The sequence below is a fragment of the Paenibacillus sp. Soil724D2 genome (assembly GCF_001427935.1).
Taxonomy (GTDB): Bacteria; Bacillota; Bacilli; order Paenibacillales; family NBRC-103111; genus Paenibacillus_E.
Genome location: NZ_LMRY01000004.1, coordinates 81,632 through 105,183 on the forward strand (window position 1 = coordinate 81,632; position 23,552 = coordinate 105,183).

At 44.4% G+C, this 23,552-nt stretch carries 24 protein-coding genes; 20 read left to right on the forward strand and 4 right to left on the reverse strand.

Annotated elements, in window-relative coordinates:
* The first annotated feature begins 199 nt into the window (after nucleotides 1-199).
* From ASG85_RS06235 to sufB, 8 genes are all read left to right on the forward strand, one after another.
* A complete protein-coding gene (locus ASG85_RS06235) occupies nucleotides 200-652 on the forward strand; it encodes a Dps family protein (RefSeq protein WP_057307219.1) in 453 nt (150 codons plus the stop codon).
* Nucleotides 653-742: 90 nt separating this feature from the next.
* Nucleotides 743-913 (forward strand): hypothetical protein, encoded by a 171-nt coding sequence (locus ASG85_RS37650; RefSeq protein ID WP_162257239.1) that lies wholly within the window; start codon nucleotides 743-745, stop codon nucleotides 911-913.
* A gap of 763 nt (nucleotides 914-1,676) precedes the next feature.
* On the forward strand, nucleotides 1,677-2,246 hold the full coding sequence (locus ASG85_RS06240) for a DUF1802 family protein (RefSeq protein WP_060645664.1): 570 nt from the start codon (nucleotides 1,677-1,679) through the stop codon (nucleotides 2,244-2,246).
* 167 nt (nucleotides 2,247-2,413) lie between these two features.
* Nucleotides 2,414-3,244, forward strand: a complete 831-nt coding sequence (gene sufC / locus ASG85_RS06245) for a Fe-S cluster assembly ATPase SufC (protein WP_060645665.1) — start codon at nucleotides 2,414-2,416, stop codon at nucleotides 3,242-3,244.
* A gap of 85 nt (nucleotides 3,245-3,329) precedes the next feature.
* Nucleotides 3,330-4,625: a Fe-S cluster assembly protein SufD gene (gene sufD / locus ASG85_RS06250; RefSeq protein WP_060645704.1), complete on the forward strand. Its 1,296-nt coding sequence runs from the start codon at nucleotides 3,330-3,332 to the stop codon at nucleotides 4,623-4,625.
* Entirely contained in the window at nucleotides 4,622-5,848 is a 1,227-nt protein-coding gene (locus ASG85_RS06255; RefSeq protein WP_057307223.1) for a cysteine desulfurase, read from the forward strand. Before sufD ends, ASG85_RS06255 begins: the two co-directional genes overlap by 4 nt.
* Nucleotides 5,835-6,269: a Fe-S cluster assembly sulfur transfer protein SufU gene (gene sufU, locus ASG85_RS06260; RefSeq protein ID WP_060645666.1), complete on the forward strand. Its 435-nt coding sequence runs from the start codon at nucleotides 5,835-5,837 to the stop codon at nucleotides 6,267-6,269. Before ASG85_RS06255 ends, sufU begins: the two co-directional genes overlap by 14 nt.
* A 66-nt stretch (nucleotides 6,270-6,335) precedes the next feature.
* A complete protein-coding gene (sufB, locus tag ASG85_RS06265) occupies nucleotides 6,336-7,733 on the forward strand; it encodes a Fe-S cluster assembly protein SufB (RefSeq protein WP_056834494.1) in 1,398 nt (465 codons plus the stop codon).
* 73 nt (nucleotides 7,734-7,806) lie between these two features.
* Here the strand turns inward: sufB and ASG85_RS06270 are convergent, their stop codons facing one another.
* A complete protein-coding gene (locus ASG85_RS06270; protein WP_057307224.1) occupies nucleotides 7,807-8,235 on the reverse strand; it encodes a PH domain-containing protein in 429 nt (142 codons plus the stop codon).
* 223 nt (nucleotides 8,236-8,458) lie between these two features.
* On the opposite strand from ASG85_RS06270, the gene ASG85_RS06275 reads away from it, so the two are divergent.
* The 6 genes from ASG85_RS06275 to ASG85_RS06300 all read left to right on the forward strand — a co-directional run bounded on the left by ASG85_RS06275 (nucleotide 8,459) and on the right by ASG85_RS06300 (nucleotide 12,789).
* Complete coding sequence (locus ASG85_RS06275; RefSeq protein WP_057307225.1) at nucleotides 8,459-9,562, forward strand: C40 family peptidase; 1,104 nt, start codon at nucleotides 8,459-8,461, stop codon at nucleotides 9,560-9,562.
* 114 nt (nucleotides 9,563-9,676) lie between these two features.
* Nucleotides 9,677-9,898, forward strand: coding sequence for a hypothetical protein (locus tag ASG85_RS06280; protein ID WP_057307226.1), 222 nt, complete (start codon nucleotides 9,677-9,679; stop codon nucleotides 9,896-9,898).
* On the forward strand, nucleotides 9,895-10,557 hold the full coding sequence (locus ASG85_RS06285) for a hypothetical protein (RefSeq protein WP_057307227.1): 663 nt from the start codon (nucleotides 9,895-9,897) through the stop codon (nucleotides 10,555-10,557). Before ASG85_RS06280 ends, ASG85_RS06285 begins: the two co-directional genes overlap by 4 nt.
* 5 nt (nucleotides 10,558-10,562) lie before the next feature.
* Nucleotides 10,563-11,759: a glutathionylspermidine synthase family protein gene (locus tag ASG85_RS06290; protein WP_082562596.1), complete on the forward strand. Its 1,197-nt coding sequence runs from the start codon at nucleotides 10,563-10,565 to the stop codon at nucleotides 11,757-11,759.
* Nucleotides 11,756-12,403, forward strand: a complete 648-nt coding sequence (locus tag ASG85_RS06295) for a hypothetical protein (RefSeq protein ID WP_057307229.1) — start codon at nucleotides 11,756-11,758, stop codon at nucleotides 12,401-12,403. The genes ASG85_RS06290 and ASG85_RS06295 overlap by 4 nt, the downstream gene beginning before the upstream one ends.
* On the forward strand, nucleotides 12,400-12,789 hold the full coding sequence (locus tag ASG85_RS06300; protein ID WP_057307230.1) for a DUF350 domain-containing protein: 390 nt from the start codon (nucleotides 12,400-12,402) through the stop codon (nucleotides 12,787-12,789). The genes ASG85_RS06295 and ASG85_RS06300 overlap by 4 nt, the downstream gene beginning before the upstream one ends.
* On the opposite strand, the gene ASG85_RS06305 is transcribed toward ASG85_RS06300, so the two are convergent.
* The 3 genes from ASG85_RS06305 to ASG85_RS38990 all read right to left on the reverse strand — a co-directional run bounded on the left by ASG85_RS06305 (nucleotide 12,790) and on the right by ASG85_RS38990 (nucleotide 15,673).
* Nucleotides 12,790-13,839, reverse strand: coding sequence for an HD-GYP domain-containing protein (locus tag ASG85_RS06305; RefSeq protein ID WP_057307231.1), 1,050 nt, complete (start codon nucleotides 13,837-13,839; stop codon nucleotides 12,790-12,792). It lies immediately after the preceding gene.
* Nucleotides 13,840-13,884: 45 nt separating this feature from the next.
* Nucleotides 13,885-14,907 carry a ThiF family adenylyltransferase gene (locus ASG85_RS06310; RefSeq protein ID WP_060645705.1) on the reverse strand — a complete coding sequence of 341 codons (1,023 nt, stop codon included), beginning with the start codon at nucleotides 14,905-14,907 and terminating at the stop codon, nucleotides 13,885-13,887.
* 64 nt (nucleotides 14,908-14,971) lie between these two features.
* Nucleotides 14,972-15,673: a molybdenum cofactor biosynthesis protein gene (locus ASG85_RS38990; RefSeq protein ID WP_057307232.1), complete on the reverse strand. Its 702-nt coding sequence runs from the start codon at nucleotides 15,671-15,673 to the stop codon at nucleotides 14,972-14,974.
* A 127-nt stretch (nucleotides 15,674-15,800) separates the two neighbouring features.
* Here ASG85_RS38990 and ASG85_RS06320 point away from each other — a divergent pair, with 127 nt between their 5' ends.
* The 6 genes from ASG85_RS06320 to yfkAB all read left to right on the forward strand — a co-directional run bounded on the left by ASG85_RS06320 (nucleotide 15,801) and on the right by yfkAB (nucleotide 23,527).
* Nucleotides 15,801-16,271, forward strand: a complete 471-nt coding sequence (locus tag ASG85_RS06320; protein ID WP_057307233.1) for a hypothetical protein — start codon at nucleotides 15,801-15,803, stop codon at nucleotides 16,269-16,271.
* A gap of 68 nt (nucleotides 16,272-16,339) precedes the next feature.
* The gene (locus ASG85_RS06325; RefSeq protein WP_057307234.1) at nucleotides 16,340-17,800 is read left to right on the forward strand and encodes a bifunctional metallophosphatase/5'-nucleotidase; all 1,461 of its coding nucleotides are present in this window, start codon (nucleotides 16,340-16,342) and stop codon (nucleotides 17,798-17,800) included.
* Between the two features lie 112 nt (nucleotides 17,801-17,912).
* Nucleotides 17,913-18,725, forward strand: coding sequence for an undecaprenyl-diphosphate phosphatase (locus tag ASG85_RS06330; RefSeq protein WP_057307235.1), 813 nt, complete (start codon nucleotides 17,913-17,915; stop codon nucleotides 18,723-18,725).
* Nucleotides 18,726-18,843: 118 nt separating this feature from the next.
* Nucleotides 18,844-19,977, forward strand: coding sequence for an HD-GYP domain-containing protein (locus ASG85_RS06335; protein WP_057307236.1), 1,134 nt, complete (start codon nucleotides 18,844-18,846; stop codon nucleotides 19,975-19,977).
* A gap of 64 nt (nucleotides 19,978-20,041) precedes the next feature.
* Nucleotides 20,042-22,270 (forward strand): MMPL family transporter, encoded by a 2,229-nt coding sequence (locus ASG85_RS06340; protein ID WP_156390257.1) that lies wholly within the window; start codon nucleotides 20,042-20,044, stop codon nucleotides 22,268-22,270.
* A 129-nt stretch (nucleotides 22,271-22,399) separates the two neighbouring features.
* The gene (gene yfkAB / locus ASG85_RS06345; protein ID WP_057307237.1) at nucleotides 22,400-23,527 is read left to right on the forward strand and encodes a radical SAM/CxCxxxxC motif protein YfkAB; all 1,128 of its coding nucleotides are present in this window, start codon (nucleotides 22,400-22,402) and stop codon (nucleotides 23,525-23,527) included.
* Nucleotides 23,528-23,552 lie beyond the last annotated feature (25 nt).

The window sequence follows — 23,552 nt, forward strand, 5'->3', positions numbered from 1 at the left end:
ACCTCCTATGGTTCATTGTTTAATTCCAACTAATTTACTGTGTTTTAATCGTCTTTTCCTAGTATAAGACAAAATGTAGCTGCTTGAAATACTAACTTAGGAAATGTTGCACAAATTACATAAAATAAGTGCTTCTAACGTAAATTAACGTGTACATGAACAGAATAAAACCAATTAATAAAAGATCAGGAGGCTTAATATGGTGACAACGTCCTTAACCCAATCTATCCAAGTTGTTCTGAATAAGCAAATTGCAAACTGGGGTTTACTTTATGTCAAGCTGCACAACTTTCATTGGTATGTAAAAGGCAATCAGTTTTTCACCCTGCATGTTAAATTTGAAGAGCTATACAATGAAGCTGCCCTGCATGTGGACGAGCTGGCTGAACGGTTGCTTTCTATCGGTGGTCAGCCGGCAGCTACAATGAAGGCTTTTTTGGAAATATCGTCCCTAAAAGAGGCTTCAGGTACAGAAACCGCCACGAAAATGGTCGAAGCTGTTATTGAAGATTTCACGATCCTTACGCAAGAATTGAAAGCAGGTATGCAGGCTTGTGAAGAAGTTCAAGATGACACCACGTCCGATATGCTTCTAGCCATTCAAACTTCATTGGAAAAGCACCGCTGGATGCTGCAGTCGTTCCTAGGCTAGTCCAAGTTTACAAAATCTTTAACCAGAACAAACATGTACTTGATGAAACTTGGCTATACTTGGAGCAAAACAGTTCTGGAGGATGTCATTGTGATGAAAATCCTGAATCTGCTGCTTATTGTGGCTGCTTGCTTCTTCTTGCTCCTGATCGCTTTCGATGCTGATGTTCCTAGCGCGACTGCTGATCCTAATCCCATGAAACAAAATCAAGATCAGTTTACGCGCATGCAACCAACATATTACGCTGAAACTTCGAAATAAAAGAGAGTAAAGGGATGGCCCAGTTTAGTAGGGACATCCCTTTTTTACGCTGCATTCACTTATATGGAGCAACTTTAAGTGACTATTCTTCGGTTTACGTGTAATGAAAATTTTGGTACCTACATCGGTAAATGATGTTTTGTACACTGCCAAGTCGCAAGCCGAAACTTGGAGGCTCCCATCGTTTTGGACTAATAAAATGATTTGCAAAACGCAAACCTACCGATGATCTGTTCCCAGGTTTACTATCCCGCTCTAGTGGTGATGGAAATAGGCAATAGGCATAACCCAATAATTCTTTATTAGGGTCATTCAGTTTTCGAGAGGGCCATAGTGGTTACCAATGTTGTATTTTCTGCAACAATTCACACCCCTAAAGGCTATTTTGTAACTTGAAGTTGCAGTTTGTACAACATTTTGAGCCCATTTGTAACGAAATGGCCTGGATAGGACCAAATTGTTGTACATGATGCAACAACGAAGGGAGAGAGGCGAGATTTAGGCACCAATTGTTGCACTTACTACAACATCATTCAATCAAACATATGGATTTATTCATCGAACAACCTCAATTGAGCATAGATGACGATTAATCCCGATTTAAGACACATCAATCTAAGATCATATTGGTTGAATGAATCGACGGTCTCTAACGTCAAACAGGAGTTTCTAGTTTAGCCACACGTCTTCATGTCACATTGTTTTGCTTCTTGATATTCCTTATAATAAATAAGATTAATGAGGAGAACGAGGTGTTTGCGTCATGGGGAAACCAAAGGCTCTGAAGGAATGGGCATCGGCTGTTAAAGCATTGGAAGATGGGACACAAATATTTATTATGCGCAAGGGAGGAATTGTTGAGGAAACAAAAGATTTTCAAGTGGAATCTGCTGATTTCTTTCTCTATCCGACGTATGAACATCAGAGAAAAGAATTATTGAAGGAAGATTATCGCGGGGTTATCGATGAATCCCTCAACGGCTGGAGTGCAGAGGATACACACGTAACGATTAGCAGCTATGCTCGAATGGTAGAAGATATTGAGGTCAGTGATCAAGAGCAGTTGAATAAACTGTACCCTTATCACATTTGGACCGAAAATTTCACGGAAGAAAAATTAAAGTGGAAACGTAAGAATCCGCTTCATATCATGCTGTTAAGGGTATATACATGGGTACAACCCTTGCAGATTCCGATCGAACAAGCCTATATAGGCTGCAAATCATGGATTGAGCTTGGGGCAGCTATCCCGGAAGAGTCTTCCTTGGTTCCAGTCTTGAGTAATGAGGAGTTTGCTGCGAGGGTTGCTGAAATTAAGCGCACTTTGGCGTAATTAAAAGGTAACATTTTCAGAAAATGCCCAGCTTTTTCATGCAAATGCCCTTTCTTGATTTAGCATAGTAAGTTATAATAGAATTATTCTAATGAGAATCAATGATAATCATTTGAAATGATTGTCGTTTATCTTGTACATTCAAACACATTATGGAGGCTTAAGAAATGGCGAATTCATCAACATTTACAATAGACGGTCTAAAAGCGAACGTCGAAGGGAAGGAAATTTTGAAGGGGCTTAGCCTGGAAATCAAAGGCGGCGAAATTCATGCCATCATGGGACCAAACGGTACAGGTAAAAGTACATTGGCTTCTGCGTTGATGGGTCACCCGAAATATGAAGTAACCGAGGGCACTGTAACATTAGACGGTGAAGATGTTCTAGAAATGGCTGTTGACGAGAGAGCACGCGCTGGTTTGTTCCTAGCTATGCAATATCCAAGCGAAATCACGGGTGTAACGAACGCTGACTTCTTGCGCAGCGCAATGAATGTTCGTCGCGGTGAGGGCAACGAAATTTCGTTGATCAAGTTCATTCGCCAAATGGAAGCGAAGATGAAGCAGCTGGAAATGAATCCAGAGTTCATGCACCGTTACCTGAACGAAGGCTTCTCCGGTGGTGAGAAGAAACGTAACGAGATTCTGCAAATGCTTTTGCTTGAGCCAAAGTTTGTCATCCTTGATGAAATTGACTCCGGACTCGATATCGACGCATTGCGCATCGTAGCTGAAGGTGTTAATGCTATGCGCAGCGAAGAGCGCGGCTTCTTGATCATTACGCATTACCAACGTTTGCTGAACTACGTTAAACCCGATTTTGTACATGTTATGATGCAAGGTCGTATCGTGAAATCCGGTGGTCCTGAGCTTGCAGAGCGTCTGGAAGCGGAAGGTTACGATTGGATCAAAGAAGAACTCGGTATCGTGGATGAAACGGTTGGTCAAGATACGGAAGAATTCAAAGTTCCAATGAACACGCCAGGACCGAAGTACTAAAGGAGAGACTTTGGTCTTCGACCCAAGGTCCCAGAAAGGAGAGACTTTGATCTTCGATCAAAGATCCCTATAAATGGAGGAAATCATGAGCATTCAAACAACACTTTCCATAGATACTAATGCTGTCATCGAGCTCTCCCGCAGCAAACAAGAGCCGGAGTGGGTGACTGCCCTTCGTACAGAAGGGTTAGCGTTAGCGAATTCTTTGGAATTACCTGCACTAGAAAAGACGAGAATTGACCGTTGGAGCATCTCCTCCTATGGTTCATATAAAACGCAAGCTCCTTTGACATCCCTCGATGCGTTACCCGAAGTTGCCAAAGGATTAGCCAATTCCGATAACTTGATCGTACAACGCAACTCCGGTATCGTGTTCAACCAAGTATCAGCGGAATTGAAACAGCAAGGCGTTATTTTCACCGATTTGGAAACAGCAATTCGCGATCATGAGGAGCTTGTAAAGCCTTATTTCATGAAAGCTGTAGAATCAAATGAAAATCAATTAACAGCTTTGCACGCGGCTCTATGGAACGGTGGTATTTTCCTCTATGTTCCGAAAAACGTTCGTGTGGACCTTCCAGTTCAAGCGTTATTCGTAACCGATGATGCCGAAGCTACATTCACGCCGCATGTCTTGATTGTTGCTGAACAGTTTAGTTCAGTTACTTATGTAGATAATTTTGTATCTTCCGTATCAGGTGTTCCAATGGTACAAAATGGAATCGTTGAAGTATTCGTGAAGCCAGGTGCTCGCGTTAACTATGCGTCCGTTCATAACTTGGAAGAATCCGTTACCGACTTGACATACCGGCGTGCGATCATTGATAACGATGCGAGCATTCAGTGGGTAGTTGGTGAAATGAACTACGGCAACACACTTTCTGATACAACTTCGATCCTCAAAGGCAAAGGTTCCGACTCCGATGCTAAAGTGATCTGTGTAGGAACTCAGGAGCAGAAGTTGAACCTGACAACACGCGCTGTTCATTGGGGCAAAGCTTCGACAAGCGACATGATTACTCGTGCCGTTATGAGAGATAGCTCAACAGCGATCATCAATGGGATTACGAAGATCGAAAAAGGAGCACAAGGCTGTAACGGTCAACAAACAGAAAAAGTGTTGATGCTTAGCCCGAAAGCACGCGGCGATGCGAATCCGATTCTCCTTATTGATGAGGACGATGTAAAAGCTGGTCATGCAGCGAGTGTTGGCCAAGTCAATGCTGAGCAAGTTCACTATCTGATGTCTCGCGGGATTACGAAGGAAGAAGCTCAGCGCTTAATTATTTACGGATTCTTGGCGCCAGTCGTTTCCGAAATTCCAATTAAGAGCGTTGAAGAACAGCTGCAAAGCTTAGTGGAGAGGAAGCTAGGACAATGAAACCTGCCGAGATACGTGAACTTTTTCCCATTCTGAAGCAAGAAGTGAACGGTCATCCGCTGGTGTACTTGGACAGTGCTGCTACTTCCCAGAAGCCTATTCAGGTGATTGAAGCGCTGAAGCACTACTATGAGTGGGACAATGCGAACGTTCACCGCGGGGTTCATACCTTAGGTTCCCGTGCAACGGATGCATACGAAGGAGCTAGAGCCAAAGTGGCTAAGTTCATTGGTGCATCCAGCGAGCAGGAAATCATTTTCACTAGAGGCACGACAACGGCAATCAACATTGTAGCAAGCAGTTATGCGAAATCTGTCCTGCGTGAAGGCGATGAAATCGTCCTTACACCGATGGAGCATCACAGCAACCTGATTCCTTGGCAGCAAGCTGCTAAGGCAACAGGCGCTACTTTAAAATATATTCCTTTACAGCCTGATGGTTCGATTTCGCTTACTGATGTTGAAAAAACCATAACTGATCGTACGAAAATCGTTTCGGTTGTGTATGTTTCGAACGTTCTGGGTGTCGTAAATCCGATCAAAGAAATCACCCAAATCGCCCATAAACATGGAGCGAAGATGATGGTCGATGGCGCACAAAGTACACCGCATATGAAGGTGGATGTACAGGATTTGGATTGCGACTTCTATGCGCTTTCCGGTCATAAAATGTGTGGTCCGACCGGAATCGGGGCATTGTATGGGAAGAAGGCATTGCTAGAAAATATGGAGCCTGTCGAGTTTGGCGGTGAAATGATTGATCATGTGGATCTCTATGAGTCCACTTGGAAGGAACTGCCTTGGAAGTTTGAAGGTGGAACACCAATCATCGCTGGAGCAGTAGGTCTTGGCGCGGCTATTGATTTTCTACAAGAAGTCGGTATGGACAATATTTATAAACATGATATTCAGCTCACGAACTATGCGATGGAGCGGATGGCTCAGATCGAAGATCTGACTATCTATGGTCCTACAGCTAATCGTGCAGGACTCGTTACGTTCAATCTAGGTGATGTTCATCCTCATGATGTGGCAACCGTCCTGGATGCGGAGGGAGTTGCTGTACGCGCTGGTCACCATTGTACTCAGCCTTTAATGAGATGGCTTGAAGTAAGTTCCACGGCTCGTGCTAGCTTTTATCTGTACAATACAGAAGCAGATATTGACCGTCTTGTGATGGCCTTACTAAAAACAAAGGAGTACTTCGGCCATGCAATTGGATGATTTATACCGTAGAGTGATTATGGATCACTATAAAACACCGCGCAACCGTGGGAAGTTTGAGTCAGGCGAAGCCGTTACGATTGATCTGAATAACCCAACATGTGGTGATAAAATCTCGCTGCAAATGCAGGTTGAAGGTGGAATCGTGAAAATGGCTAAGTTCACAGGCGAAGGCTGTTCGATTAGCTTATCTTCCGCATCGATGATGACGGATGCTGTCAAAGGTAAAACAATCGAAGAGGCGCTGAAGATGGCCGATAATTTTTCTGGCTTGATGAAAGGCGAACCTGTCGAATTTGAATATGAAGATATTGAGGCATTATCTGGGGTAAATAAATTCCCAGCACGCATTAAATGTGCAACCCTGGCTTGGAACGCACTTCGCAAAGGGATTGAACATTCTCAAAAAACCGATAACTAACGCAAAAGCGATGCATAGATTAGAAAGCTGTTTATGCTGCACAAAAATTCTAAGGAGGAATTAACCATGGCTAAACAAATGCCAGATCTCGAGGATTATAAATATGGTTTTAGAGATGAGCATAAATCGATTTTTCAATCGGGTAAAGGCTTAACTCGTGAAATCGTTGAAGAAATCTCCAGAATTAAAGGCGAACCTGAGTGGATGCTAGAGTTTCGTCTGAAATCCCTGGAGCAATTTTTCAAAATGCCAATGCCACGTTGGGGCGGAAACATGGATGATCTGGATTTCGATGATATCCAGTACTATGTACGACCGTCTGAGAAGCAAGGTAAAACGTGGGAAGAAGTTCCTACAGAAATTAAAGAGACATTCGACAAGCTCGGTATTCCTGAAGCGGAACAAAAATTCTTAGCTGGTGTATCGGCTCAGTATGAATCTGAAGTTGTTTACCACAGCATGCAAAAGGAACTAGAAGACCAAGGCGTTATCTTTACAGATACGGATACGGCGCTTCGTGAGTACCCAGAGCTGTTTAGACAATATTTCGGAACTATTATTCCGCCGAGCGACAATAAATTCGCTGCGTTGAATAGTGCGGTATGGTCCGGTGGTTCCTTCATTTATGTCCCTAAAGGCGTAAAATGTGAAGTTCCATTGCAGGCTTACTTCCGTATTAACTCCGAGAACATGGGACAATTCGAGCGTACTTTGATCATTACCGATGAGGAAAGCTTCGTGCACTACGTAGAGGGCTGTACAGCTCCTATTTACAGCACAAACTCCCTTCATAGCGCGGTAGTTGAAATCGTATGTCTCAAGAACTCCCGTGCACGTTACACAACGATTCAAAACTGGGCACCGAATATCTACAACCTCGTTACCAAACGTGCAGTTGCAGAAGAAGGAGCTACAATGGAATGGGTCGATGGTAACATCGGTTCCAAACTTACGATGAAGTACCCAGCTGTTGTGCTAAAAGGCCGCGGCGCTAAAGGGATGGTTCTTTCCATTGCTGTAGCTGGTAAAGGGCAGCACCAAGATGCTGGCGCGAAAATGACCCATCTGGCGCCTGACACAACTTCAACGATCGTATCCAAATCGATCTCCAAGCACGGTGGTAAAGTAACATACCGTGGTCTGGCTTCCTTCGGACGCAACTCCCAAGGTTCCAAAGCGAACATCAAATGTGATACCTTGATTCTCGATAACGAGTCAACGTCAGATACGATTCCATATAACGAAATCATGAACGACAACATTACGCTTGAGCATGAAGCAACAGTATCCAAAGTATCTGAGGACCAATTGTTCTACCTCATGAGCCGCGGACTTACTGAGGCTGAAGCGACGCAAATGATCGTTATGGGCTTCATCGAGCCGTTCACGAAAGAACTTCCAATGGAATATGCCGTAGAAATGAATCGTCTCATTAAATTTGAGATGGAAGGTTCCATCGGTTAATCGATATGTACAACTAAAAGCGTGCCCGAGTTTCTCGGGCACGCTTTTTTAAGTGCAAATAAGTCTCTCTGATTTAAGCGTTAATACGTTTACGATTCTGTGTCGCTAGAGTCAGAATTGCAACATAGAAAGGTTGTAGGTTGAATTTTTTACCGAACTCAAATTTATAGGAAGTCGTTACAGCATTGTTGGCTTTGTAATAAGGAGATGTAATGTAATGGATCGTTAATTCACTATCATCGAAGCCTGTGCCGCCTGTTTCCATCGTGACCTCATAGATGGAGTCAAGATCAATGGAAGCTATCCTTGTTTTTTTGCCAGTAACACCTTGATGGTCAATAAGAATGATTCTTTCGTCCGTCACGATAAATGTATCTCGGACTAACTTAAAGCCTGTTGTCACCTTTTCGCTGGGCATGAGATAGATGCCATACTGCTTTGTGAGCTCATCAACGGAAACCTCTGAAAAATTGCCTAAAAGTCCATTCAAAAAACCTGCCATTTCGATCACTCCTTCATTCAATATATTCCCATATTCGACAAATAGATTGGGATTACCTTCTTCTCTCCCTCCCTCGGTATGAGATGGTACAGCTAGCGTTCGGTCTAATCTAGAAGCTTCCAAGATGATCCAAGCTGTTCAAATGGCCCTTTATGCATATTTGCAAGCCACTTGTCTCACTCTATAGAGGATAATTATGAGTCCCCAAAGGAGAATAGAAGCGATGTGGAAAAGGCTAAAAGTAGCAGCAATTGGTAGCATAGTAGTCATGATGGCAACTACAACCGCTTGTGGGAGGAATAATGTTAGCCCCTATAATGCGGCACCAACGCAAAATCCTACCACACAGTCAGGTACAAGCAATATGCAGTCTCAGAGTTTGTCACAAGCTGGACAAGGAACGACATTAGGTAATGATGACGCAGTTGTGCCCATTAAGGTGATTAACAATGTAAATTATGTAGCCGCACGTGAACTCATCCAAACCCTAAAGTTCCAGTCAAACTGGGAAGATGGCAATCAGAAGCTGTTAATTGGCGATAATGATGCAAACTTTGAAGTGACCATGAATTCGACGAAAGCCATGAAGGATGGTTCAGAAATCAAAGTTAGCCAGCCCTTTATCAAGGAGGGGGATTCGGCCTATTTGCCAGTCTCCGCTTTGGCCGATTTGTTTCAAGAAGACATGTCTTATGAAGTGCAAAATGGCCAATTGTTGATTCATGCTGCTCCGGTTGCTCCAATTGAGCGTGAAGATGACAATGACCCCCGTGGTAACATACCGGAGCTTGAATTTGGCGATGATCCAACGGATCCTTTCAAAGGTGAAGGTACGGGAGCGAATCCGGCATCAATGCCACAAGATGAGGGTGATCTTGAAGTGTGGGCATCCACTAATCATGAAGAAGTAATTCCAGTCCTTAAGAACATTGATATTAATGCAATGATTAACAAAGGCAAGCAATATTTAGGTGTGAAATATCTATTCGGTTCAGGACCTTATCCGCAAACAGGAAAATTTGATTGCTCGACGTTTACCCAATATGTATTTGGAAAATATGGTGTAAAGCTACCGAGGCTTGCTCGTCAACAAGCGACGCAAGGACAATTAGTTAGCCGAAAATCCTTGCGCAAAGGTGATTTATTGTTTTTCTATGTACCAGGTCGATTCAAAACCAATAAAACAGTTGGACATGTAGGTATTTATATAGGCAACATGCAAATGCTAAATGCTTCACCTGCACCAAAGAATGGCGTTCAGATTATTAATATCAATAAACCGTATTGGAAATCAACATTTCTACGAGCAAAACGCGTCGCATATTAATCCAATAAAGTCTATCCTTAGGGATAGGCTTTATTTATTTTCACTAAATTGAAACAAAAGGTCTGTTCACGCGTTTTATTTAGTATACAGATTTGGATGGAGGAAGATGAATCGATGAATATTACACTTTTTGAAAAATTGGTGGACGGACAACTGCAAAAAATTAGTGAACGCCCGTGGGATGAGCAGCTCATTCAGGCCTTAAATGTAGCTAACTTTGTTCTTATTGGCGGTAAGGAATATGAGATGATTGAAGGAAGATTGAACTTAGATCTTAATGTTTTTGAACTTCTGCTGGTTACAGTAGGTTCAGAAGGGGGAGGGAACAGGCAGTGAAACGACCGCTTAAAGTACTTTCAGCTTCTATAGGCATCATGCTCGTTAGTCATATGCTGCTGCTATCTGCGCATGCTGTAGAGTCTCCTAATCCGAGTGCTGCTGGAGCCGGATCATCTAAGCTAGTTGAATGGTCATCAGAAGACGTCAAAGCTTATTATGACCCCTCGGTTGACTGGAGTTTGCCCGTACCCGTGTTATCGGATAATAAAGCGTCGTCGCCTTCTCCGTCTCCTACACCTGCAGCAGGGGGGAGCTCAACGAGCTCTGGAGGAAGTACGACCCCAATCATTGTGAACCAAGTAACTGGTGGCGGTGGTTTTGGTTGGGATGATCTATTACTGTATCATTTGATCTTTAATACAGTAAGTCCTTACTCATCGAGTAGTTGGGGAAGCAATCACCGTTCCTATCATTACCGTTCAAATACACCATATGTGACGAAAACCTATCAACCGAATTCATTCTCGAATCGATCCACAACGAAGACACCAACAACCTCAAGTGGAACAGGTTCGTTTACAACCAATAAGTCATCGTCAAACAGTACGAGCGGCGGAACAACATCAAGTTCCAAATCGACCTCAACCTCTTCCGGTAGTATTGGCGGTAAATCAAGTGGTTTCAGCTCTTCGTCAAGCTCCAGTTCGGGAGGTTAACTTCTGTGATATTTGAAGTTATAGGGACGCCATTTGCCGACAGAGATCATAGGGTGCAGCAGTTGGCGGACTTGGGATTTACATGGGCAGATATGGAAGAGGAAGCGTACTGGATTGACCAACTTGTGGTCATGGAGCGACATGCATATGAAGAACTTATCCATGCGGCTGGCGCTTTGTGGCTCGTGTTTGATAAGACCGTTCGTTATGTGAAAGGGAAAAGGGAGTTATATGAGCTCTTGTCTATTCCTGAAGTGCTGTGGGATGGGTTAGATCGGCTCGAACCGGGTGCCGCGGGCTTCATTAGTCGATATGCCAGATTTGACTTTACCGTGAATCAGCAAGGAGAAATTAAGCTTTTAGAGCTGAATGCAGATACACCAACAGGCTATGTAGAAGCAGCGATCGCTACACCTTGGTTATGTGATCAAATGGGAATAGAATCACCGAACCGTGCTATGAAAGAATTCATACGCTCAGCGTGGGAGATCGAAGCGCCTGACTTTGCTGCCTGCATCGCATATGGAAAGCATGTTGAAGATACAGGAACCATTGATGCTCTTGTAGCGCATAGCGGAAGAAGGGTAACCTGTGTCGATTGTTTGGATTTATGGATTGACGAAGGCGTCGTTAAGGTCGGAGAGAACCAAATCATCAGCAAAATGTTTGCACTATATCCGAAGGAATGGATGGGCATTGATGATGGAGGAGAGGCCTTCTCTTATGCAATTGAAGAACAATTCATACAACTTTTCAATCCATTACATGCGGTTATCTTGCAGTCAAAAGGCTTGCAAGCCATCATATGGGGCTTGCATGAGGAAGGCGCAGAATTGTTCACCTCAGATGAGCATGAGGCAATAAGGACCTATATGCTGCCTACTTATATGACGCCTGATCTTACAGGTGATTACGTGTCTAAATCCATGTTCGGTAGAGAAGGCGGCTCGGTTGAGTTGTATAACGCGCAGGGTGAATTAGAGGTCAAAGATGAAGTTGGCTTTGACACGAGTGTATTTTTCAAGCGTGTTTATCAGCAGCGAGCTGATTTGCCTGAGCTATCTTTTGCTCATGGAATTAAACATTTATTAACAGGTCTCTTTGTCCTTAATGGAACACCGTGCGGGCTATTAGGGAGAGCAGGCGGGAAAATTACAGGAAATGCGAGTCAATTTGTAGCGATAGGAGTGAAAACACCTTGAAACAAGGACGATTTTGGCTAATGGCCGCGGGCCTCATTGTATGTATCCTAATCATTTGGGGCATTAGCAGTGCTTTTCATAAGAAGCCAGCTGTTCTGAGTAAGGCGACGGTGGGAAGTCCGGCAAGCACAAGTGATAGGAGTGGTGAAGTGCCGTGGGATTATCAAGTACAGCAGGCGAAAGTAGGGGATTTATTGGATGGGGATATGGTCCTGCTGCCGAATAATGAACGGATTTCGAATGATCAGAATTTTGCTACAGGGGATCAAGTATGGGTGCTGAGCTATATGCAGGCAACAATGAAAACAAATGATCAAGGGAAGAACGATGTAACACTTTCGCAATGGAAGCCTATTAAGACGTTCAAAACGAAAGAAGAAGCTGAAAAAGATGCAGGGGAGTTAAAAATAGAAATAAAGACGGATGTAAAATTAGTAGGGGTTTACAAAACGGAGTTGGATGGCAAATTCCGCTATTTCGCGGTAGCTGATCTACCAACGGGACAGAAAGTGAAGCAGCCCATTCCAGAGGAGCGCTATGTAAGCTTTAAAAACAAGAAGGAAGTACAGGTTATTCTAGAGGAAGTACACGATTACAGCAATTTTGATCAATCCATGGCGAAATTTCGGGGGTGGGCAGAATGATTGTTTTGGATATTGTAATTAGTTTATTTGTGATTGTCCTGCTGCAATTCGCAGGTATGTATGTGTTTAGTTTAATGACGCCCTACCGCGATATGGAGGAAATAAACAATGGCAATGTAGCCGTCGGCATCACCATGGGTGGTAAATTTGTAGCTACGGCGATAGTATTAGGTATCTCAGCTTATACAAATTCATCGATTTGGCATATGAGCTTATGGTTCGCGGTAGGGTATGTATGTTTGGTTGCTACGTATTGGATCTTTGATTGGCTTACACCTGGTGTGAAGCTATCTGATCAACTAAAGCAAGGAAATGTAGCGGTTGGCACGCTGCTAGCTGCCGTCTATATTGGAATCGCAATTGCAGTCAGCAGTCTTATCATTTAATTAGATCGCGATTTTCGTTATTTCCACATCGCCAAGCTGTGATAGATCCAAGAATTGATTATTAATGTTAATGAGCGGTCGGAAGAAATCAGTTGGATTTGTCATAACAATTGTACCGACGCGTCCGTCACTGAGGGATACTTTCTTACCAATAAAATTAGGAATCATGTTGCGGATAAAGACTTGCGTTATTTTCGGATCAAGCTGGCCAAAACTCATGCGGTGCAGTTCCTTAAGAACGATCAGTAGATCACGTTTTTGCTGGTAAACCCGGTTGCAGATCATAGCACTATAAACGTCTGCAACCGAAATAATAAGCGAGTACGAATGGATTTCCGTACTCTTTTTGCGTAAAGGATAGCCTGTACCATCCATACGTTCATGGTGCTCTAGAGCAACGAGAGCAAGGGTATTGTCATTTAAGGATTTTTTGATGATTTCATAGCCATATATCGTATGCTTCTGAATTTCATTGTACTCATCATTGGTTAGCTTTGCGGGTTTATGTAGAATGTCCGAATGGATCTTGCTTTTGCCAATATCGTGGAGATAGCCTGCTTTTCCAATATGAAGGGCTTCTTTCTCACTTTTATTCATCCACTTGGCAATATAGTAGGATAACATACCTACTTGTACACTGTGTTGATATGTATAATCATCATTGCTGTTCAAAGAAATCAGCAGTGAAACAACGTCTTTCTCCTCCTGAAAGCTTTCTATCATCGGATTGAAAGCGGATTCTATAAGTTCATTATGAATAGATTCCCCGTTTTCGACGGCAGCAAATAAATCTTTTATACCGGTGATTGCATCGTTAAAAGTGTGTAATTGCGTGCTATTTGCTTGTCGGACTGTAGGCTCTTCAAGCACATTTACGGCTTCATTCCCTCTAGGGTGTATATCTACATATTCTACATTGTGGCGATTGAGCATCAAAATATCTCCGCTATCAACGACAGTACCTGATGAAAGAAGATGAAGTCCTACCATATTGTAGGAATCAGAACTAAGTTTATCACCAACAATAAGTTGAAGCACATGTATACGCATAGAAGCTCCTCTCCTAGTCCTATAATCCGTAGGTATATAGTTATACTACATCCCAATATATCGGCTGTAAAGACTTTTAGCCTGAATTAAATCTTCGGTTCCTTGGATGAGAACACGGCCATCTGGAAAGATGATCATGTGCAAATCGGGGGCTGCTTGGAACTTTAGAAGGAAGCGATTTCTCTCAACCGGACCAAGTGGTTTTAATCGTTCTTCCCAATATTCAAGCGGTTTATCGGATGGAATTATCGGATGAATCTGGACGGAATTACGGCCGCATAAGGATTGAATCGTGTCACTTTCTACACCGACTTCTAAGTAATCGTACTGCTTCATTGCGCAGGCGGGACAGTCTGATTTAAGCGCTCCTGCTACACTAATTGCTGAATTCTGATTGAACCATAAGTCCCATTGCTGCATTCTAAGATTAAGCTGTTCGTTCGCGCCAACAAGTAATTTAAGAGCTTCCGTTGCTTGAAAGGAAGCTACAACATGAATGATTCCGCCAATAACGCCAGCAGTATCGCAGGTTTCAGTCGTACCTGCGGCGGGGGCTTGTGTGAAAAGGCAGCGAAGGCATGGTGTTTGTCCTGGAATGATCGTCAAAGAGACTCCTCTAGAGGCGACCGCACCGCCATAAATCCAAGGAATCCCTAGTTTGATACTCACATCGTTAATCAGGAAGCGAACCGAGAAGTTATCGGTTCCATCTAGAATTAAATCTACATCACTTAACAGCTGTTCAGCATTCAAGGAATTCAGATCGGTTACATGAGGCTCAATCGTTACCTGTGAATTTACGAGTTGTAACCGTTTAGCTGCTGCAATCGCTTTGGGTGTGGTGGAAGCTGCATCCTCTTCGTCGTATAGCATTTGCCGTTGTAAGTTGCTAGTATCGACAAAGTCTCGATCAATCAGTCGTACATAACCGACCCCTGCGCGAACCATATGGTTGGCAAGAACGGTGCCTAGAGCACCCATGCCTACGATAGCTACTCGACTTCCTCCAAGTTTGCGCTGTCCTTCTTGGCCAATGGGGGAAAACAGGACTTGTCTGGAATAGCGCATGTCAACGTCATCATTTTGATCTATATGTAAATGTGTGTCCAAATGTGGTCATCTCCAGTCTGGTTTATTCGAATCGTGGCGTTTGGAGCGGGTTCCAGGGACCTGTTTGGCTGCCTTTCCACTCCGAACCATCTTCCCAAATTTCTTTTTTCCAAATGGGTACGATTTGTTTCAGGCGTTCAATCGCATACCGACTCGCTTCATAGCAATGGACACGATGCGGGGATGAAACGGCAATTACGACGCTAGCTTCGGCAATAGCGACCTTGCCCAAACGGTGTGTAATTGCACAAAGTGTGCCTGGCCACTGATTTTCTATCTCTTCACCTATGGTTTCCATGGTCTTGAGTGCCATCGGTATGTAAGCTTCGTATTCCAAAAGGACGGTCCGCTGCCCATAGGTCATCTCTCTTGTTGTCCCTATGAAGGCAAGCGAAGCGCCGTGATTGGGGTGGTTGACTTTAGAAGCTACCTCGGATGGATCAATCGTATCATGGGTGATTTCATATTTAGAAGGTTGACCGCCTGACACAGGGGGAATCAGTGCAATTTCATCTGCGGCTGTGACAATTTCCTGATCTCCGGCATAGGCTTGATTTTTAGCAAAAAAACAGGCTGCAAGTTGAGTGGAAGCCGCCGGATAAGCTGCTGAGATCTGCTGTTTGAGCTGCTCAATAGAAATGGATTCTTGTTCGATATCTATAATTAGGACGGAAGTCCCGAATAGGTCTACCAAACCTGCAAAGAGTTGGATGTGTATGTTCACGGCTCTGCTCCTAATGACTTAGTGTTGGAATCCTTTACAGCATATCATATTTTGACCTGAAAATGGTATAATGGGTAGAGCATTTGGATGACAAATGGCGCTTAGGGATGAAAGGGGAAATGTATTCATGCAAGAAGATTTACGCATACAAGTGTCAGACCTACATATAAAAAATGAAGCATTCACGATATCCGAGATGGTTGAACTTGCGGAGCAAAAGTTAGCGCTTCAGGAGCGTGTACCGAATGTGCAGGGGGACGCTTTTGATTTGAAATCATGGTATCGGAGCTGGAAGATCAGCCATAATGGGACGCATGCTGAAGAACCTACGCATCTAAAGGTGGAGGCAGTAGACGAATTTGAAGCTCTAATGCCTTGGTCACAATTAGATTCCGCTTTATTTCTATATGCTCAAGATGGACAGGCGCTCAAGAAAGGTTATCCGATTCGTCTTTATGTGCCGGATGGCAGCAGTGAATGTCTCAATGTCAAAAGTGTTATTAAAGTGTGGTTTCTTCATGATCAGGCGCTCGGGGAAGAAGCGACCTTCGGCTTCAAAAACAGAGTGGCGCTTGATGAGCTAAAATTCAAGAAATGAGAGGAGATTCTGCTGCATAAGATTAGACATGCTTCGGATCTGGTTTACAAAGAAAAGAGGTGAACGGTGTGTCTGAGCCCTTGCAAAGACTTGTTATTTTACATACGAATGACATTCATAGTCATTTTGAACAGATGCCCAAAATTAGCGCTTATTTTGATCGCGTACGTCGACTGTGGCCGGCTGATCAGGTGTTGACACTTGATATTGGCGATCATATGGACCGGATGCGCCCTGAAACGGAAGGCACGAATGCTTCTGCCAATTTGGAAATTATGAACGCGACCGGCTACGAAGCGATGGTCATGGGGAATAATGAAGGGCTAACGTTCACGCCGGAATTGTTAAGAACGGTAGTGAAGGAACATGCCAAATTTCCAATTATAGGCAGCAATATTGTAGAAGTGGCGACGAATAAAACGCCCGATTGGATGCTTTCTACACTTACGATTGAGAAATCGGGTCTCACCATTGGAATCATTGGGGTAACCGCGGCTTACCAAGCGTACTATGAACTGCTTGGATGGCATGTAACGGACCCAATCGAATCTGTAAAGGCCCATACTAGGCTTCTTCGCCCAAGTGTGGATATCATTGTTGTCATGTCCCACTTGGGATTGCGATCGGATCAACGAATGGCTGAGGAGCTGGAAGGCATCGATGTGATCCTCGGCGGCCATACGCATCACGTGCTTGAGGAGCCGCTCCTGCTCAGCGGCACCTATATTTGTGCGGCCGGCAAGTTCGGTCAGTATGCCGGCCATATTGAACTTGCCTACGACCCGGCGCAGCGCCGGATCGTAGAATTGAACGGCCGCGTCGTCCCTATGACGGACGCAAGTGAAGAAGACAGCAGCGTTACCACGCTGCTGGAGCACTACCGCATCGCCAGCGCGGCGGCGCTGGATGCGGAGGTGGCGCAGCTGCGGGAACCGCTGCGCCTGGATTGGTACGGCGAATCCCCGCTCGGCAACTTGCTTGCCGCAGGGATTCGCCGCTGGACCAGCGCCGAGATCGGGCTGGTCAATAGCGGCCAGCTCCTTCAGGGACTGAAGGAGGGGCGCCTGACACGCGGCAGATTGCTGGAAATCTGCCCGGGTCCGATCAACCCCTGCCGGCTGCTGCTCAGCGGGGCGGACCTGCTGCAAGCGCTCGAAGAGTCGCTGCTTGACGAGTTCATGGAGAAGCCGATTCGCGGCTTCGGCTTCCGTGGCGAGGTGCTGGGCGTACTGTGTGTCGACGGATTGACCGTCACGACCGACAGCACCCGTGCACCTTACGAACGTATCATCGCTGTGAACGTTGGCGATGAGCCTTTAGACCCTAACCGTGATTATGTTGTTGGCACGATCGATATGTTTACTTTCGGCTCAGGTTATTTATCGCTCAGCCGAGGTAAGCAGGTGACGTATATGCTGCCTGAATTTATCCGTGATGTACTTGCTTCTGAGCTTCGGGATGAAGACGCGATCCTAAGCAGTCATTTCCTAAGATTTACGGATAGAAGGCCTCCTGCTAATAATGAATAAGTCGAACAACCACGACCTTTGTCGAAGGAGTTGTCAGATCTACCAAGTTACAGGTAGAATAGATAATTGGACAGGAGTACAACTATAAACTCTCAATTCATAGGGGGAAAACATGCATACTATTTTTGAAGCGATCATTATCGGGATCGTAGAGGGGTTGACCGAGTTTTTACCGGTTTCTTCTACGGGGCATATGATTCTAGCACAAAGCTTATTAAACACCCAAAATGATGAAGTCATGAAAACCTTTGATTTTGTTATCCAGCTTGGCGCCATTATGGCCGTCGTCCTCATTTATTGGAAACGGATTTTATCTTTATTCGGGTTAGTGAAAAGAAAAAGCGAGAGTAAGTCAGGAAAGAAACTGAACTTGCTGCACATTCTTATCGGGATCATACCAGCTGGTATCATCGGAGTCTTGTTTAATGATTTCGTCGACGAGAAGCTTTTTAACTCAACAACCGTGTTAATTGGACTTGTTCTTGGCGGTATCCTATTGATCATCGCAGAGAAGAAGAAGGAACAGCCGAGTGCTGTCGTTTTGGATGATTTGACTTATCGTCAAGCGTTCTTCATCGGTTTGTGGCAATTGGTATCCATTTGGCCAGGATTCTCCCGGTCTGGATCGACAATTGCGGGTGGCATGCTGTCCGGCGTAAGCCGAGCTGCTTCTGCCGACTTCACGTTCATTATGGCGATTCCAATTATGTTTGGAGCTTCAGGTGTCTACTTTCTTAAAAACTACGAAGCACTCTCTTCGAATGACTTAGGTTTCTTTATAGTCGGTTTTGTCGTTGCATTCATCGTTGCATTGTTAGCGGTTGTTACTTTCATAAAGCTTGTTCAAAATATGAAATTAACGTATTTTGCCTACTATCGATTTGCAGTAGCCATCATTTTCGCACTTTATATGTACTTAAAGTAACCATAACTGTTTCGTTTATCGAACCGCGTCGAATGATGCGGTTTTTTTTATTGAACTTTTTTGTGAAATCTATTACATTTAGATAGAAAGTAACGCTCACCTATTCGGGGGTCCTGAAATGCTGTTAATGCCGATCAACATGTGTCATCCTGGAATGAGGTTGGCCAAGAATATTTACAACGACGATGGTATGGTCCTGCTGGCCGTTAATGTTGAGCTTTCTCAGAGACTCATTGATCGACTTTTTACATACGGGATCGACTACATATATATTCAAGATTCTCGGACCAATGACATCATTCAAGAGGATATTATTCAAGATGAAACGAGGACGAAGGCTGTTCTCGAAATCCGAAACACCTTTAAGAAAGTAATGGAAGATTCGAACAAACGCGGAGCCGTTAATTATTATGATATCGGACGTAACTTCCGCGATGTGATGAAAATGATTATTGACGATCTAAGCGCTCATCAAGGGGCAATGGTTATGCTCAATAATATGAATGTAAAAGATAATTACTTATTTCAGCATTCTGTGAATGTAAGTATTTATGCCATTATGCTGGGAATTAGCTTTGGGTACAGTCGTGAGAACCTAGAAACACTTGGATTAGGCGCTTTGCTTCACGATATTGGTAAGACGAAAGTACCACTTGGTATTCTTCGCAAGCCTTCGCAATTGACCGAACAAGAGTTTACTGAGATGAAGAATCATACGACATACGGGTTTAACATTTTGAAAGACGAACCAAACATTCCTCTTTTGTCAGCGCATTGTGCTCTTCAGCACCATGAGCGAATTAACGGAAGCGGTTATCCGCGTGGGATTCAAGGTACAGACATCAACGAATTTGCCAAATGGGTTGGGTTAGTCGATTCTTATGATGCTATGACGACAACAAGAGTATATAGAAGACCTTTACTGCCGCATGAAGCTATGGAGCAACTGTTCGGGGGCTCTGGCACGATGTATGATCAAAGTCAGATTGCCTTATTCCGTGATAAAATCGCGATTTACCCATTAGGCATAACCGTTCGATTGAATACCGGAGAGTTTGGCATCGTATCTAAGTTAAACGTGACCGTGCCTCATAGGCCGATCGTTCGCGTGCTGCAGGATGAATCCGGTCAAGAGCTAAAGGAACCGTACGAAATTGACCTGTCATCGAAGCTTTCTACATTAATTTCAGAAATTGGGGAAATTAAAGTAGGCGAGTTTGATACGGATGAAAGTATGCCGACCATATTTTAAGATAAAATATAGATAACAAGCACGAAGAACCTGGGAATCCAGGTTCTTTTTGCAAATTAGGGGGATGCGTGTGAGAGAATCAGCTGTGAAAGGAAAGTTCTGGAGATGGGGATATGCGATGCATCGTTTTCGATGGCTCGTGCTGGTAATTGGCGTACTCCTGCTTCTCAGCTTTGCTTTTTTTGCTCAGCAAACACCGGGTATGCTCAAAGACAACGGCTTTACGCCTAAAGGTAGTGAGTCTGATCGTGGCCTCATTCAAATGCGGGATGAACTGGGTGTCCCACTTACGATGTTGAACCTGGTTTATACGGGGGCAGGGCTTGATATGACGGACAAAGTCCATCAACAAGCCATTTTGGATTCGCTAAGCGAACTTACGAAGCTGCCGTATGTGGAAAGTGCGAAATTCGTCGCGACACCTCGTAACGAAGGTCATTTGGATGTACTAGCCGTAACCGTATCACTAAATCTAGATACCGACCCTGCTTTGGAGAAATATCCGGAGCTTAAAGAACGCGTGCACCCGCCAACTGGCATGAACGTATATGTGACTGGTGGACCTGCTATTTTGCATGATATGCAGGAAGCGAGTAAACATGATATTGCCAAATCAGAAGCCATTGGTTTGCCGATTGCGCTGATTGTATTATTAATCGTGTTTGGCACCCTAGTCGCGGCGCTATTACCGATGATCGTTGGGCTTATGAGCGTAACACTTACGTTAGGGATTACCTATTTTATCGCCCAGAACCAATCCTTATCGAACTTCCTTCCGAATATGGTGACGATGCTCGGTCTCGCCGTAGGAATTGATTACGCTTTGTTTCTAGTTAGTCGCTTTCGGGAGGAACTCAAGGTACAGAAGAATGTGGCTGAAGCTGTGGCCATGACTTGTCAGACGGCTGGGAAATCGATCTTTTTTTCCGGTATAGCGGTGCTGATTGGGCTGCTTGGCATGTTATTCGTAGATCTCACCTTTTTCCGCTCCTTGTGTTTGGGCGGTGTAATTGTCGTGTCGATATCCGTTATCGTTGCGAATACGATGCTGCTGTCACTCCTCGGTATACTTGGTGAAAGGATCAACTCTTTGCAGGTCGTTCCTAAACGCTTTCGCAAGCAAGAAACGTCCCGCTTTTGGGAACGGATCGCTTATGCTGTAATGAAACGACCCGTTCTGCTGGTTGTCATCGTCGGGGGTGCCCTGATCTACACGATGACTCCGATGGGGCAAATAAAGTTAAACGTACCGAATGCTGAGGTGCTGCCTCCCAGCTACGAATCCCGATATGGCTCGGAATTATTGAAAGCGGCCTATGATCCGCGTATGATGGGGCCCATCCAAATTGTTATTCATACAGAGGGAGAAGTGTGGGAAGAGGCTTCGATTCGTAAAATTCGGGCTTATGGTGAACAGGTTAAAGGGGTATCAGGTGTAAAAGAAGTACAGAGTTTCATCAGTTCACTGGGTCAACATTCAGATGCCGAGTTAGCAGTCATGCTAAGGAATTCAAATGTCAAAGCACAAATAGAAGGCAATAAATTGGCAAAAGGACACACGGCTCTGATGGTTGTAGTGCCTGAGAAAGATACCGATGATCCTTCGACGGATGGCCTTGTCCGAGAACTCCGCAGCTTAAGTAAGGACGGACTTGATATTGTAGTCACGGGTGGACCGGCCTATAGGCTGGATATTATAGATCGCATTCAGAATGAAATTCCTGAAGTATTAACTTTTGTGATGGGAATTACCTACATCGTTCTATTGCTTGCCTTTAGGTCCGTTTTGCTACCGCTCAAGGCTGTATTAATGAACATGCTCAGTCTTGGCGCGAGTCTAGGTGTTGTGGTGTTAGTGTTCCAGCATGGCTACATGGCTGATTTGCTGCACATAACGTCCATTGGTTATGTCAGTGCAACGCTGCCAGTTATCATTTTTTGTGTAGTATTTGGCATATCCATGGATTATGAAGTATTCCTGATTTCTCGCATTATGGAGGAGTATGAAGCAAGCGGTGACAATGATAAGAGTACGGCTGAAGGGCTTAAGAAAACGGGAAGTTTAATTACAAGTGCAGCTTTCATTCTAGTTGTAGTTGTAGGATCATTTATTTTTACAGATATCGAAATCATGAAGGCGCTGGGGCTTGGTCTAGGTCTCGCCGTGCTGATAGATGCGACCATAGTTCGAGTGATGCTCGTTCCGGCACTCATGAAACTGCTTGGGGATGCGAACTGGTGGGCACCTAAATGGCTGCGAATGGGTTCGCAATCGAAAGCAGAGAAGCGGTAGCGAAGCTTCACAATAACTTGCTGCCGTTTCCTTTTTTGCGAATCATAAGTTACAATAAAGGGCATAGGTATAGGCATGATAGGAACAATTAGCTTGTGAATAGGAAATGATAGGTCAGGTGTAAACAGCATGAATATGAATGGAACAAGCTCCATCCTACCGGAGCTAACCCCCGATTACGATCCATGGGACCCTATTCGGTCTTATCGCAAATACGGGAAACACGTACTAACAAGTGTAGAGCTTACCATAACGAATTTGTGCAATATGCGATGTGAGCATTGCGCGGTTGGGGATTCGTTAACCATGTCGGAAGGACCGCGTATTCCCTTGCCGATCATTTTGAAGCAGCTCGATCAGGTTGAGCATTTAGAAACGATCAGCTTGACCGGTGGAGAGCCTTCGTATCACATCAAGATCGTCAAAGACTATATGCTGCCAATCCTTAAATATGCTCGAGAGCGTGGTATTCGTACACAAATCAATTCCAATTTAACGCTTGACTTAGCCCGGTATGAACTTCTCGCTCCATATCTGGATGTCATGCATATTTCTTTCAATTACTTGAACGCTGACGATTTCCATCAAGTCGGCTTTGTGAATAGCGGGCATCCGGTTAGTCATGATACCGCGGCGCGCATGTATGAACGCATGGTTGATAACACGATCGCGCTTAGCAAAGGCGGACTTTATGTCTCAGCGGAATCGATGATCAATACACGCACACATGAGAAATTACCGCAGATTCATAAGCTCATTGAGGAGATGGGCTGCAAGCGCCATGAGGTTCACCCGATGTATGCCAGTTCCTTTGCCTCTCATCTTCCAATGGTATCTCTGGACGAGTTAAGAACGAGCATTCATCGGTTGTTAGACAGCCGGAATCGTGACATGTGGATGCTGTTTGGCACACTGCCATTCTTTGCTTGCAACGATCTTCAAGAGGATAGAATATTGGTTAAAAGGCTTCGCGAGGAGCCGAATGTAACCGTTCGTAATGATCCGGATGGACGCAACCGCTTGAATGTGAGCACTTTTACAGGAGAGGTGTTCGTCACGGATTTTGCAAATGAACCCGCTCTCGGTAACATTCATGACGACCAGTTAGATACCATTTTTGCCCGTTGGGAGAATAATCCGCTGAATCAGCGTGTAAATTGCTTCTGCAGCAGCGCTTCTTGTTGTGGTCCTAACCTGCTGGTAGCCGACTCGTATTACCGTTCTGTTGATTTCAAAAGCCGCAAAGCTATCATCTAATCATATTACTGAAGGAGATATACGC